This window comes from Mesorhizobium sp. WSM4887 (assembly GCF_029625865.1).
Classification (GTDB): domain Bacteria; phylum Pseudomonadota; class Alphaproteobacteria; order Rhizobiales; family Rhizobiaceae; genus Mesorhizobium.
Window position 1 is genome coordinate 1,382,818 of sequence record NZ_JARTVP010000001.1, and the last position, 11,975, is coordinate 1,394,792.

12 protein-coding genes are annotated in these 11,975 nt (G+C 62.6%); 7 read left to right on the forward strand and 5 right to left on the reverse strand.

Translation table 11 applies throughout. The features are described from left to right. Window position 1: 1 nt before the first annotated feature. The 4 genes from P9230_RS06660 to P9230_RS06675 form a co-directional block, all read right to left on the reverse strand. On the reverse strand, window positions 2-1,885 hold the full coding sequence (locus P9230_RS06660) for an ABC transporter ATP-binding protein (RefSeq protein ID WP_278118003.1): 1,884 nt from the start codon (window positions 1,883-1,885) through the stop codon (window positions 2-4). Continuing rightward, window positions 1,882-3,774: an ABC transporter ATP-binding protein gene (locus P9230_RS06665; RefSeq protein ID WP_278118005.1), complete on the reverse strand. Its 1,893-nt coding sequence runs from the start codon at window positions 3,772-3,774 to the stop codon at window positions 1,882-1,884. Before P9230_RS06665 ends, P9230_RS06660 begins: the two co-directional genes overlap by 4 nt. A 129-nt stretch (window positions 3,775-3,903) precedes the next feature. Then, window positions 3,904-5,784 carry an ABC transporter ATP-binding protein gene (locus P9230_RS06670; RefSeq protein WP_278118007.1) on the reverse strand — a complete coding sequence of 627 codons (1,881 nt, stop codon included), beginning with the start codon at window positions 5,782-5,784 and terminating at the stop codon, window positions 3,904-3,906. Between the two features lie 82 nt (window positions 5,785-5,866). Further along, window positions 5,867-6,205: a hypothetical protein gene (locus tag P9230_RS06675; protein ID WP_278118009.1), complete on the reverse strand. Its 339-nt coding sequence runs from the start codon at window positions 6,203-6,205 to the stop codon at window positions 5,867-5,869. 482 nt (window positions 6,206-6,687) lie between these two features. Between P9230_RS06675 and P9230_RS06680 the strand changes: the two genes are divergently transcribed. Beyond that, the gene (locus P9230_RS06680) at window positions 6,688-7,146 is read left to right on the forward strand and encodes a tRNA (cytidine(34)-2'-O)-methyltransferase (RefSeq protein WP_127404040.1); all 459 of its coding nucleotides are present in this window, start codon (window positions 6,688-6,690) and stop codon (window positions 7,144-7,146) included. A 148-nt stretch (window positions 7,147-7,294) separates the two neighbouring features. Next, the gene (gene soxR / locus P9230_RS06685) at window positions 7,295-7,738 is read left to right on the forward strand and encodes a redox-sensitive transcriptional activator SoxR (RefSeq protein ID WP_278118012.1); all 444 of its coding nucleotides are present in this window, start codon (window positions 7,295-7,297) and stop codon (window positions 7,736-7,738) included. Window positions 7,739-7,745: 7 nt separating this feature from the next. On the opposite strand, the gene P9230_RS06690 is transcribed toward soxR, so the two are convergent. Further along, the gene (locus P9230_RS06690) at window positions 7,746-8,003 is read right to left on the reverse strand and encodes a hypothetical protein (RefSeq protein ID WP_066994316.1); all 258 of its coding nucleotides are present in this window, start codon (window positions 8,001-8,003) and stop codon (window positions 7,746-7,748) included. Between the two features lie 118 nt (window positions 8,004-8,121). Between P9230_RS06690 and hemF the strand changes: the two genes are divergently transcribed. The 5 genes from hemF (at window position 8,122) to P9230_RS06715 (ending at window position 11,955) form a co-directional block, all read left to right on the forward strand. Beyond that, window positions 8,122-9,036, forward strand: coding sequence for an oxygen-dependent coproporphyrinogen oxidase (hemF, locus tag P9230_RS06695; protein ID WP_127245979.1), 915 nt, complete (start codon window positions 8,122-8,124; stop codon window positions 9,034-9,036). Between the two features lie 50 nt (window positions 9,037-9,086). Beyond that, window positions 9,087-9,539 (forward strand): DUF1344 domain-containing protein, encoded by a 453-nt coding sequence (locus tag P9230_RS06700; RefSeq protein WP_245433115.1) that lies wholly within the window; start codon window positions 9,087-9,089, stop codon window positions 9,537-9,539. Between the two features lie 315 nt (window positions 9,540-9,854). Continuing rightward, entirely contained in the window at window positions 9,855-10,040 is a 186-nt protein-coding gene (locus P9230_RS06705; protein ID WP_066994310.1) for a DUF1059 domain-containing protein, read from the forward strand. A 267-nt stretch (window positions 10,041-10,307) separates the two neighbouring features. Further along, the gene (locus P9230_RS06710; protein ID WP_066994307.1) at window positions 10,308-10,886 is read left to right on the forward strand and encodes a hypothetical protein; all 579 of its coding nucleotides are present in this window, start codon (window positions 10,308-10,310) and stop codon (window positions 10,884-10,886) included. Window positions 10,887-10,974: 88 nt separating this feature from the next. Further along, a complete protein-coding gene (locus P9230_RS06715; protein ID WP_095801679.1) occupies window positions 10,975-11,955 on the forward strand; it encodes a S8/S53 family peptidase in 981 nt (326 codons plus the stop codon). Window positions 11,956-11,975 lie beyond the last annotated feature (20 nt).

Consider the following 11,975-nt stretch of genomic DNA (forward strand, 5'->3'; position numbering starts at 1 on the left):
TCTACTCCGCCGGGCGCGTCTCTTCCAGCGCGCTTTCCTCATTGAAGAGGAAGCCGCCGGACTGCCGTTTCCAGAGCCGCGCATAAAGACCGTCCAGCGCCACCAGCTCATCATGCGTGCCTTCTTCGACGATGCGGCCGCCGTCGAGCACGACCAGCCGGTCGAGCGCTGCGATGGTGGAAAGCCGGTGGGCGATGGCGATGACGGTCTTGTTCTCCATCAGCCTTGCCAGGTTTTGCTGGATCGCCGCCTCGATGTCGGAATCGAGTGCCGAGGTCGCCTCGTCAAGGATGAGGATCGGCGCATCCTTGAGGAAGAGGCGGGCGATCGCCACGCGCTGACGCTGGCCGCCGGAGAGCTTGACGCCGCGCTCGCCGACATAGGCTTCGTAGCCAAGGCGCTCGCGATTGTCGCGCAGCCCCATGATGAAGTCATGCGCCTCGGCTTTGCGCGCCGCGGCGATCACCTCAGCGTCGGTAGCGTCCGGCATGCCGAGCTTGATGTTGTCGCGCAGCGAGCGGTGGAACAGCGCCGTGTCCTGGCTGACCACGCCGATATTGGCGCGCAGCGAATTCTGCGTCACGCCGGCGATATCCTGGCCGTCGATCAGGATCCTGCCGCCCTCGAGGTCGTGAAGGCGCAGGATGAGATTGGCCAGCGTCGTCTTGCCGGCGCCGGACGGAACGACCAGCCCGACCTTCTCGCCTGGACGCACGACGAGGTCGATGCCTTCGAGGACCCCTGCCCCTTTCCCGTAGTGGAAGGTGACGTTCTTGAGGTCGATGCGGCCACCCGCAACCACCAGCTCCTTGGCATCCGGGGCGTCGGTCAGGCCGAGCGGCTGCGAGATCAGCGCCTTGGAATTCTCCAGCACGCCGAGATTCCTGAGGATACTGTTGAGCTGCATCATCAGCCGTCCCAGCAGCATGTTGAGCCTCAGCACAAGCGAGAGCGTGAAGGCGACGGCGCCGACGGTGATCGAGCCTTCCACCCACAGATAGACTGCAAAGGCGGCGATCGCCGTGATCATGATGCCGGAAAGCGTCGTCAGCGCCACGCGCACGCCGGTCAGCCGCCGCGTGAAGGGCCGCAGCGCATCGAGATAGATGTCGAAGCCGTTGCGGATGTAGCGGTCGTCGCCGTCGGCCGCGAACAGCTTCAGCGTCTGCACATTGGAATAGGAATCGACGAAGCGGCCGGTGATCATCGAGCCGGCCTCGGCGGTCGCCTCGGCATGCTTGCGGATTGCCGGCAAATGGAGCCTGGCCAGCCAGCCGAAGGCGACGATCCAGATCACCACCAGCGCCGCCAGCCTGAGGTCGAGGCCGGCGACCAGCGCCAGCGTCGTCACCGTGTAGACGATCATGAACCAGACGACCTCGATGAAGCTTTCCATGAGGTCGCCCGTGGCCTGCCCCGCCTGCCAGACCTTGGTGGCGATACGCCCGGCGAAGTCGTTTTGGAAGAAGGCGTAGGACTGGCGCGAGACATGCCGATGCGCCTGCCAGCGCACCAGGCTGTAGAAGCCCGGCGTGATCGTCTGCTCGTCGACCAGCGCCGAAAGGCCGACCACCAGCGTGCGGATGATCAGCACCACCGCGCCCATGAACAGCAGCTCTGGCCCAGCGGCCCCCCACAGCGCGTGCCAGCTGCGTTCGCCGGGAAGCTGGTCGAGGATATCGACCAGCCGTCCGACGAAATAGAACAGCCCGGCCTCGACCAGCGGCGCGATGCCGCCGATGATCAGCATGGCGAAGAAAGCGAGCTTCGCTTGCCCGACATAGTGCCAGAGGAAGCCGCCGACGCTGGCAGGCGGACGAAGATTCGCCGGCTCGCGGAACGGGTAGACCCAGCTTTCGAACCAGCGATAGACGGCCTTCATCATTCCGCGGCTTCACCTTTCGTCGGCAGATCGTCGGCCGCCTGCTTTTCCTCGAGCAGGAAGCCGCCCGACTGGCGCCGCCAGAGCTGGGCATAGAGCCCGCCCTTGGCGATCAACGCCTCATGCGAGCCGTCCTCGACGATGCGGCCCTTGTCCATGACGACGAGCCGATCCATTGCCGCGATGGTCGACAGACGGTGGGCGATGGCGATGACCGTCTTGCCCTGCATGAGCTTGTAGAGGTTCTCCTGGATAGCGGCCTCCACCTCGGAATCGAGCGCAGACGTAGCTTCGTCGAGAATGAGGATCGGCGCGTCCTTCAGCATAACGCGGGCAATGGCGATGCGTTGCCGCTGGCCGCCGGACAGCTTCACGCCGCGCTCGCCGACGAGCGCCTCATAGCCGCTTTGCCCATGCGGATCGGTCAGCCCCGCGATCACATCGTCGATCTGCGCGGCCTTGGCGGCGCTGAACATCGCCTCATCGCTGGCGGACTGTCGTCCATATTTGAGGTTCTCGCGAACGGATCGATGCAGGAGCGACGTATCCTGATTGACGAAGCCGATCGCCGCGCGAACGCTTTCCTGCGAGACGTTGCGGATGTCCTGTCCGTCGATCAGCACCTTGCCGTCCTGCACGTCGAACAGCCGCAGCACGAGATTGACCAGTGTCGACTTGCCGGCCCCGGAACGGCCGATCAGGCCGACCCGCTCGCCCGGCGCGATCTTCAGCGACAGATTGTCGATGACGCCGCCTTTGCCGTCCTTGCGCCAATAGTTGAAGTTCACCTGCTCGAACTCGATGCCGCCGGCTTTGACCACGAGGGCCGGCGCGTCCTGCTGGTCCTGCATGGTGATGGGGCGCGCGATCGTCGTCATCGAATTGCTGGCGACGCCGATCTGCCGGAAGACGTTGGCGCCGACATCGAGAATCCTGCCGGAAATGTTGGCGATCTGCAGCGCGAACGGTATCGCCGTCGCCACGGCCGCCGTGGTCATGGCGCCGGCGTTCCAGCCGGCCAGCGCCAGCCAGCTTATGGCGATAAGCAGCGCAGCGTTGAGGACGAACAGGGCCGACCACATCAGTGTGAAAACGCGCATCAGCTGATAAAACGTGTCGGCGTGCTCGACGACGGCTTGCGAGACATATTTGTCTTCGTGCTCGCCGGTCGAGAATGTCTTGAGCGTCAGGATGTTCGTGTAGCTGTCGACCATGCGGCCGCTCACCTGCGACCACCGCTCCGACAGTTGGGACGAGCGCTGGGTGATCCTCGGCATCGCAAACCAGAAGATCATGCAATAGAACACCAGCCAGGCCGCCACCACAGCCAGAAGAAGCGGGTCGAGCCGCGCCAGCACAACGATGGCGACCGCGACGAAGACCAGCGCGTACCAGACGGCATCGACGGTGAGATTGACGCTCATCTCCACCGAGTCGCCGCTTTGCATGACCTTCGTTCCGATGCGGCCGGCGAAGTCGTTCTGGAAGAATGACCAGTCCTGACGCACGACATGCCAATGGCTTTGCCAGCGGATGAGGTCGATGAGGTTCGGTGCGATGGCGTGGTTCCGGATGAGCGCGTCGATAACCATGGACAGCGGACGCAGCAGCACGATGATCGCCATGATGACGAGCAGCGGCCCATGCGCGACGAAGAAATCGCCCGGCCTGGTGTTGGAGAGCAGGCCCACGATCAGGCCGACGAAAATCGGCAGCATCGCGTCCACTATTGCCGCGACGGCAACGATGATCATGCGCAGCCAATAGCCGGCGCGAAACTGCCTTATGAAATACCAGTAGAACCGCCAAAGTCCCATTGGCGGCTGCCTGTCTTCGGCCAGCGCCACCGGCGAATAATGGCTTTCGAACCAGGTGAAGATGCGGTCGAACATTTTTCTCTCGTAGATGCCGGAACCCCGCCGGCACCCGATTTGGTCGCCGGCGGGCCTCTGACAGGTCGTGGTTACGCCCGGGAGCGATTCCCCGCAATTGCCGTAACCTTGATGCCAATCGCGATCGCGTTACTCCGCCGCCATCTCGGAGTGAGACCCTTTGGCATCGGACTCAGCCGGCGCATCATCGAGGAGGAACCCACCCGACTGGCGCTGCCAGAGCTGGGCATAAAGGCCGCCCTTGGTGACAAGCTCTTCGTGCGAGCCTTCCTCGATGATGCGCCCCTTGTCCATGACGACGAGCCTGTCCATCGCAGCGATGGTCGACAGCCGATGCGCGATGGCGATCACGGTCTTGCCTTGCATCAGCTTGTAGAGGTTCTCCTGGATCGCCGCCTCGGCTTCCGAATCGAGCGCCGACGTCGCCTCGTCGAGGATGAGGATCGGTGCGTCCTTCAGCATGACGCGGGCAATGGCGATGCGCTGCCGCTGACCGCCGGACAATTTGACGCCGCGGTCGCCGACATGTGCATCGAATCCCTTGCGGCCGTTATGGTCCGAAAGCGCGCCGATGAAATCGAGCGCCTCCGCCCGCCGGGCCGCCTCGATCAGCATCTCGTCGGTGGCGTCAGGGCGCCCGTAGAGGATATTCTCCCGCACCGACCGATGCAGCAGCGAGGTGTCCTGCGTCACCATGCCGATCTGCGCGCGCAACGAATCCTGCGTTACCCCGGCGATCTCCTGGCCATCGATGAGGATCCTGCCGCTTTCCAGGTCGTAAAAACGCAGCAAAAGGTTGACCAGCGTCGACTTGCCGGCGCCGGAGCGGCCGACGATGCCGACCTTCTCGCCGGGTTTCGCAGTGAGCGACAGGTTCTCGATGACGCCCTTCTGCTTGCCGTAGTGGAAGCGGATCTCCTCGAAACGGATCTCGCCCTGACTGACGGCGATGTCGCTGGCGCCCGGGCGGTCCTCGACCAGCCGCGGCAGCGAGATCGACTGGATGCCGTCTTGCACCGTGCCGATATTCTCGAACAGGCTCGACATCTCCCACATGATCCACTGCGACATGCCCCACATCCTGAGCACCAGGCCGATGACCACGGCGACCGCGCCGATCGTCACCGCCTCGCCCAGCCATAGCCACAGCGAGATCGCCGTCACGGAAAACAGAAGCAGCGAATTCAGGATGTAGAGCATCCCGTATAACTGCGTCACCAGCCGCATCGAGCGGTAGACGGTATCGAGCAAGCTCGCCATGCCCTCCCTGGCGAAAGTTGCCTCGCGGCGGGCATGCGAAAACAGCTTCACCGTCTGGATGTTGGTGTAGCTGTCGACGACGCGGCCGGTCATGGTCGAGCGCGCATTGGCCTGCTCCTCGCCGACCTTGCCGAGCTTCGGGATGAAAAAGCGCAAGAGTCCGATATAGCCGACCAGCCATACACCCAAGGGCACAGCCAGTCGCAAGTCTGCCGAGCCGACGATGAACAGCATGCTGAGGAAGTAGACGACGACATAGTTTAGGACATCGATCAGCTTGATGACGCATTCGCGCACGGCAAGAGCGGTCTGCATCAGCTTGGTGGCGATACGGCCGGCAAACTCGTCCTGGTAGAAGGCCATCGACTGCTTGAGCAGGTAGCGATGCACCTGCCAGCGGATGCGCATGGGATAATTGCCCATCAGCGTCTGCTGGTTGAGCAGCGAATGCAGCCATACCGTGCCGGGCAGCGCGAACAGCACGATGAAAGCCATGCCGGCGAGTTTCCAGCGCTCCGTCTCAAGAAAGGTTTCGCGGTTCTGCGCCGACAGCCAGTCGACGATGCGGCCCATGAAACCGAACATCCACGCTTCGGCAAGGGCTATCGCTGCCACAAGCACGGCATCGACGAGGATATAGGGCCAGGCCCCGCGCGTGTAATGCACGCAGAAGGCGACCAGCGTCTTCGGCGGCTCGACCGGCTCCGCGGCGGGAAACGGATCGAGCCTCTTCTCAAACCAGCGGAACATTCGAGGCACTCGACGATTTGTGCGCTCACGCGGCGCGGGGTTGATTGGTAAGGCCGTTCGGCCGCACGGCGCCGCGGGCCGGCTATACGTAATTGTCCGTATCGCCGGCCCTGCTTCGCGCAATATAGGGTGTCGCGGTCTTTTCGCCGACAGGTTTGCCAGAGGATCCTGACGACAAGCTGTCGCCAGCCCTGGTTTTACCCGGCCGGACCATGCGGATGATCCGGCGCACCAGCGAGGGTCGACCGGGATCGGGCACCGCGCGCGAGAAGTCGACGTCCGGCAGCATGCCGCGATGCGGACGCCGGCGCGTCTCGGCGTGCACCGCCGACGAGTAAGTCTCGCCGATCAGCAGCGCCCAGGTCGCCACCTTGCGCTCATGCAAGCTTCTTGAACCCGGTATTTTAAATGGATCGAACATCGGTCCGTCCTCCATGTGCAAATGCGTTAAAAAGGGTGATGCGAGCTCGACCTCCGGCATTCGGCCGGAGGGACGCGACGCAGTCAGGACATGACGGCAAGCGTCAGTCCCGACATGACGGCCAGCGTCGGTGTCGACACGTTCAGGCGGGGCGCGGCGCCGCTTTGGCAGTTTGAGAAACATCGCAAGATTCCTTCGAAGGCCGAAAACTGGGTTCGGCGGGAATCGGTGCGATGAGGTCTTAAAGTGTCAGAAGAATCGTCGTACCGAAACCGCCGTTGGGCATACGTGGGCCCCAAAGAGGAGCTGCCCGGAGAAGGGCTGGAAGTGCATGGTCATCATGTGGTCCCTCTCCTTCGGTTCGGGTTGACGATGATGGGCGTATACTCGACTTCGCAGAAAATGGCCACCCGCCAGTCTAGAAATCGCCAAAAGCCGGAGCCGCCTGTGGCCGTTCTGCCACTTATTAGAAGGATGCGGAAATGAACGACCGTCTCCGCATCGGGCTCTACCAACCGGATATCGCCGGCAATACCGGGACGATCCTGCGCTTCGCCGCCTGCCTTGATCTTGGCGTCGACATCATCGAGCCGGCCGGTTTCCCGCTCTCCGATCGGGCGCTGAAACGCGCCGGCATGGACTATCTCGAAATGGCGGCGCTTACCCGCCATGCCGACTGGCACGCCTTCGAGGAATGGCGCCGAACGAACGCGCGGCGCCTTGTGCTGCTCACCACCAAGGCCGAGACCGCCTACACGCAGTTTGCTTTCGCCGCCGGCGACGTGCTTCTGTTCGGCCGCGAATCCGCCGGCGTGCCGGAAGAGGTTCATCAGGCAGCGGATGCGCGACTGACCATTCCGATGCGGCCGGGCGCCCGCAGCATCAATGTCGCACTGTCCGTCGCGATGGTCGCGGGCGAAGCGGTCCGCCAGCTCGGATAGGCTGCTCAAGCCCTGCTCGTCGTCGCGAACGCCTCCCACTTGCGGCGTCAGTCTCACCCAGGCGCACATCGCCTTCTCCTCAATTTGCCTTGTCAGGCTTTCCTCGCTACAAGCTCAACCTAACTTGAGGTCAAGCGGAAAGTGCGAGATGGCTCCGGTGAAGGAATTGACGGTCGGTCAGGTGGCGATGCGCAGTGGCGTCGCGGTCTCGGCGCTCCATTTTTACGAAGCGCGCGGGCTGATCCGCAGCCATCGCACCGCGGGTAACCAACGGCGCTACGGCCGCGACGTGCTGCGACGGGTGGCGATCATCCGCGTCGCCCAGGAGGTCGGCATATCGCTCGCCGAAATCGCCGCCGCATTCCAATCTCTGCCCGAGGGCCGCACCCCGACGCGCGAGGATTGGAATCTGCTTTCAACGGCTTGGCGCGACGGCCTCGATCATCAGATCGCCCAATTGAAGAAGCTGCGCGACGGCCTGACCGACTGCATCGGCTGCGGTTGCATGTCGATCGACAAATGCCCGCTTCGGAACAAGGAGGACCGACTGGCCAGAGAGGGAACTGGAGCGAGACGGCTACTGGTGCCCTGAGGATTTTTCAATCTGCCGCCGGCAGCCGTCGCATGGTGAATTCGATGACGTCGCCCGGGCGCTCGAACCAGCTTTCGATCTCGGTCCAATAGGCCTGCTTGGGAAAGCGCTCGAACCATTCCTTGGCCTTGAGGCGCGCGGCCGGCCGCGGCAGCACGAAAGTCTCGCGCAAAAATCCGTCGCGCGGCTCTCTTTCGCGCTCGGCCCGTGAGCGCTCCAGCCTCTTCTTCAAGCCATCCAGCGGCGGTCTTGCCGGGGTGCGCACGAGCAAACTCCTTGCACCTTGGTCAGACGGGACTTGACCCTTGCCCTTAAGAGATTAGGGATCGCGCGCAGAAAAAACGAGTCATTTGTCGGGCAAGCAGCCTGGACTGGAGACGGAATTGGAACGACCCGACATTGCGGTGGGCCTGCCTGACGACATCGAGCAGAAGAAGATGAAGGCCCGCCTCTGGTTCGAAGCGCTGCGCGAGCGCATCTGCGCCGCCTTCGAGCAGATCGAGCAGGAACTCACTGGACCGCAATCGGCATGGTCGCCCGGGCATTTCGAGCAGACGCCGTGGGAGCGCGACGACGGCAAAGGTGGCGGCGGCACCATGTCGATGATGCGCGGCCGCGTCTTCGAGAAGGTCGGCGTGCATACCTCGACCGTCCACGGCGAATTCTCTCCCGAATTCCGCAAGCAGATCCCGGGCGCCGACGAGGATCCGCGCTTCTGGGCGAGCGGCGTTTCGCTGATCGCGCACCCCTGGAACCCCAACGTTCCGGCCGTGCATATGAACACACGCATGGTCGTGACCACCCGCCACTGGTTTGGCGGCGGCGCCGACCTGACGCCGGTGCTCGACCGCCGCCGTACCCAGGACGATCCCGACACGATCGCCTTCCACCGCGCCATGCAGTTCGCCTGCGAGAAGAACGCCGGGGTGGCCGACTATCCGAAATTCAAGGCGTGGTGCGACGAGTACTTCTTCCTGCCGCACCGCAACGAGGCGCGCGGAGTCGGCGGCATCTTTTTCGACTGGCTGCATTCCGATGAGGGCCAGGGCGGCTGGGACGCCGATTTCAATTTCGTCCAGGATGTCGGCCGCTCTTTCCTCGTCGTCTATTCCCATCTGGTGCGTGGCAATTTCAACCAGAACTGGACCGACGGCGACCGCGAGGAACAGCTCGTCCGGCGCGGCCGTTACGTCGAATTCAATTTGCTTCACGATCGCGGCACCATCTTCGGCCTGAAAACCGGCGGCAATGTCGCCTCGATCCTCTCCAGCCTGCCGCCCGAGGTAAAGTGGCCGTAAAAATCCGGTGAGCGGAAGGCCAGCCGCATTGCTGTCCCATTCGCCGAATTTTGACCGGCAATGTGGCAGGGGCGATTTCTTTTTCGTCTAATATCCTTTTGAAAAAATTGATCTATTTAACGTGCCGGGTCGGGAAGCGCCGGCGGCTCGTCACTGCTACGAGCCGCGACCCGACGCGTCCGGACGGCCCTGATCGAGCGGAGTGCCTTCCCAATGGTGCCCGCATCCCAGGAGAACATCCTATGCGCAAGCTTATTGTGACGGCGGCAACCGCCGCCTTTCTCGCCTCCGGTGGCGCCGCGTTCGCCGCGGTAAAGCACACCACGGGAACAGTGAAGAGCTTTGATGGAACGGCCATGAGCCTTGTTCTGGACAACGGATCGACCTTCACGCTGTCCAAGGCCTTCAAGGATCCGGGCATAAAGCCGGGCGAGAAGGTTCGCGTTTCCTGGGATATGAGCGGCAAGAACAAGATTGCCGAGGCTGTCAAAATCATGAAGTGACGGCCTGCACGGCCAGCAATTGCAGAAACGTTGAAGCGGTTTCCGCCGGAATTGCGTCAAAACAAAAAGACAGTGCGGTTCATCGTTTCACGGAAACCAGGTGGCAACGGGCGGAGCAGCAATGCTCCGCCTTTGATTTCGCGCGGAGACCGTGAAAAAACAATTCGCCACCGGCTCCAATGCAACCAAAGCCGGCGACATGTGTTATGGTTTTCCACCGGGGCAATTTCAGGAAAATGCGATGCGGCTTTCCATGCGGAATTGCATGACAACAAGGAGCGGAATCAGGGCTCCGGACCTAGGAAAGGAAAAACCATGAAGGAGTTCCAATGCGGGACACTCGTCCCGGGCTGCGATTGGCACACGCGCGCCGAGGAGGAAGCCGAGGTCATGCGCCGCGCCGTCGAGCACATGCGTGAAACCCATGGCGAAACCACCATCCGCGAGACCATGATCGAGGCGATCCGCTCGCGCATCCAAAAGGTCCGCGACGCGGCCTGAGGCATCGGGTCACCGTTTTCGGACGACCATTGGCAAAGCCGGCGAGTTGGATGCAGCATCCGGCGCATCTCGCTTTGTTTGCGTCTGATCGCTGGCAACGGCCTGGCTTCGCCGAATTCAAGCAAAAACTTATATTCGTACCGGCTTGGATAACCCCGCGGTAACGGTCTCCATGCGATCGTTGCGCATGATCCGGCGACCGCGGCTGCCCGAGGAGCCGTCCGCCACAAGGCGCGTCTGGATCCGGTGGGGCGAGGTGCTTCGCGCATGCGCGAAAGATCCAACAAACGAGATGGTTTCGGCGCAGCCGCACTGTTGCTGTGCCTAGTCGTTGGCGCCTCGCCGTCGATGGCCCAGGAAATGACCACGTCGCTCGTGAACATCCACCAGGGGTCATGGCTCAGCGACCGCGCCAGAGCTCTCGGCAATGGCGGCTATGAGCTGCAGGACGGGAGCTGGGTCTCATTCAATCGTTGGTACCACAGCGATTGGGTCGACATGCACGTCGACTTCATCACGCAACTTACCGAAGACAGCGGCTTTCTGTGGGGAGTGGGAACCGGGGAACAAGCCGAGAAGTACCGCATCGCGCCGAGCCTCAAGCTCGGTTTTCTCACCCAGACCCATCCGAGCCTCAACAGCACTCTCTCCCTTTCGGTTACCTCGACCTTCGGCGGCAACCTGAGCGAAAAGCCATGCGTGGCCGACTACGGGGATCTGGGCACCTACAGCGTCAACTGCCGGCTTGCGGCCGGGGAGACGGCGCCTGAGGACACGCTGAAATATCTGGTTAACGCTACGCCCGAAAGGCTGCGCCTGTGGCTCAACTACCGTGTTACTTTCTGATCGCCGGGATGCCGCGCATGAGAAACCTTCCTGCTCCCGAACTTCGCGATCGTCCGTCCTCGTTCCTGCTTTGACCGGGAGTAAGACCATGTCTGGTAATTTCTGGAAGCTCGGCATTGCCGCGGCACTGACCATTCTGCCGGCATGCCTGGCGTCGGCGCAGGAAGCTCTCGACGCGGACCAGTCGGCCGCGCTGTGCCACGGCGGCGGGTCCATATGCGTAAGCGCAAAGATACCGGTTGCGCGAACGACACAAGCGGTGCAGAGCTGGATGAGTCCCGATGTCGGCGCCGCGTGGGCGGCTGGCTATAAGGGCAAGGGCGTCACCATCACCATCGTCGACGACTTCAGCAGTTCATCGCGCTTCTCCGGCAATTTTGGCATCGGCACGCAATATCAGCGGCACGGAGAGTGGACGCGCGAGGAAGCAAGCATGATCGCTCCTGCGGCGACCATCCGCTCCAAGGACTTCTCGACGGGTTCGGCCGTCCCGCTGGCAAGTGGCCGCAACGTTCTCAACCTCAGCTACGGCATGTACGCGAACGCGGGTTACAGCGTGAACCAGATCCGCTGGGCCCCGGAGGAGCAATCGATCATCTCCTACGCCAGCAAGGGATCGGCCATCGTCTCGAAAGCGGCTGGCAACGATTCGGTTGCGGTCGGCGGCGTCACCAGCGGACAGCAGGATTATCTCGATCTCGCTCTGATCGGCAAACCGACGGCGATCTTTGTTGGCGCGCTGTCCACAAACGGCACGGCGTCAAACAAGGCTCAGCTTGCCTGGTATTCCAATTACGCCGGGTCCGACCCGACCGTGCAGAGCCATTTCCTGGTGGTCGGCGTCGAAGGCGACAAGACCGGCCTTTACGGCACATCGTTCGCAGCGCCTATCATCTCCGGATATGCCGCAATCATCGGCAGCAAATTCACCAAGGCGACCCCGGTTCAGATCACCAACGACCTGCTCAACACGGCTCGCACCGACACGCTGGTCAACTACAACCCCTCAGTCTACGGCAAGGGCGAGGCAAGCCTTTCGCGCGCCCTGGCCCCGGTGGCGATACGCTGAGCGGCGCCACGATGTAGGAC

Excerpts from the sequence above, each read along its gene's own strand:
- P9230_RS06660 (WP_278118003.1), bottom strand. The coding sequence starts at position 1,885 with ATGATGAAGGCCGTCTATCGCTGGTTCGAAAGCTGGGTCTACCCGTTC.
- P9230_RS06665 (WP_278118005.1), bottom strand. The coding sequence starts at position 3,774 with ATGTTCGACCGCATCTTCACCTGGTTCGAAAGCCATTATTCGCCGGTG.
- P9230_RS06670 (WP_278118007.1), bottom strand. The coding sequence starts at position 5,784 with ATGTTCCGCTGGTTTGAGAAGAGGCTCGATCCGTTTCCCGCCGCGGAG.
- P9230_RS06675 (WP_278118009.1), bottom strand. The coding sequence starts at position 6,205 with ATGTTCGATCCATTTAAAATACCGGGTTCAAGAAGCTTGCATGAGCGC.
- P9230_RS06680 (WP_127404040.1), top strand. The coding sequence starts at position 6,688 with ATGAACGACCGTCTCCGCATCGGGCTCTACCAACCGGATATCGCCGGC.
- soxR (WP_278118012.1), top strand. The coding sequence starts at position 7,295 with ATGGCTCCGGTGAAGGAATTGACGGTCGGTCAGGTGGCGATGCGCAGT.
- P9230_RS06705 (WP_066994310.1), top strand. The coding sequence starts at position 9,855 with ATGAAGGAGTTCCAATGCGGGACACTCGTCCCGGGCTGCGATTGGCAC.
- P9230_RS06710 (WP_066994307.1), top strand. The coding sequence starts at position 10,308 with ATGCGCGAAAGATCCAACAAACGAGATGGTTTCGGCGCAGCCGCACTG.
- P9230_RS06715 (WP_095801679.1), top strand. The coding sequence starts at position 10,975 with ATGTCTGGTAATTTCTGGAAGCTCGGCATTGCCGCGGCACTGACCATT.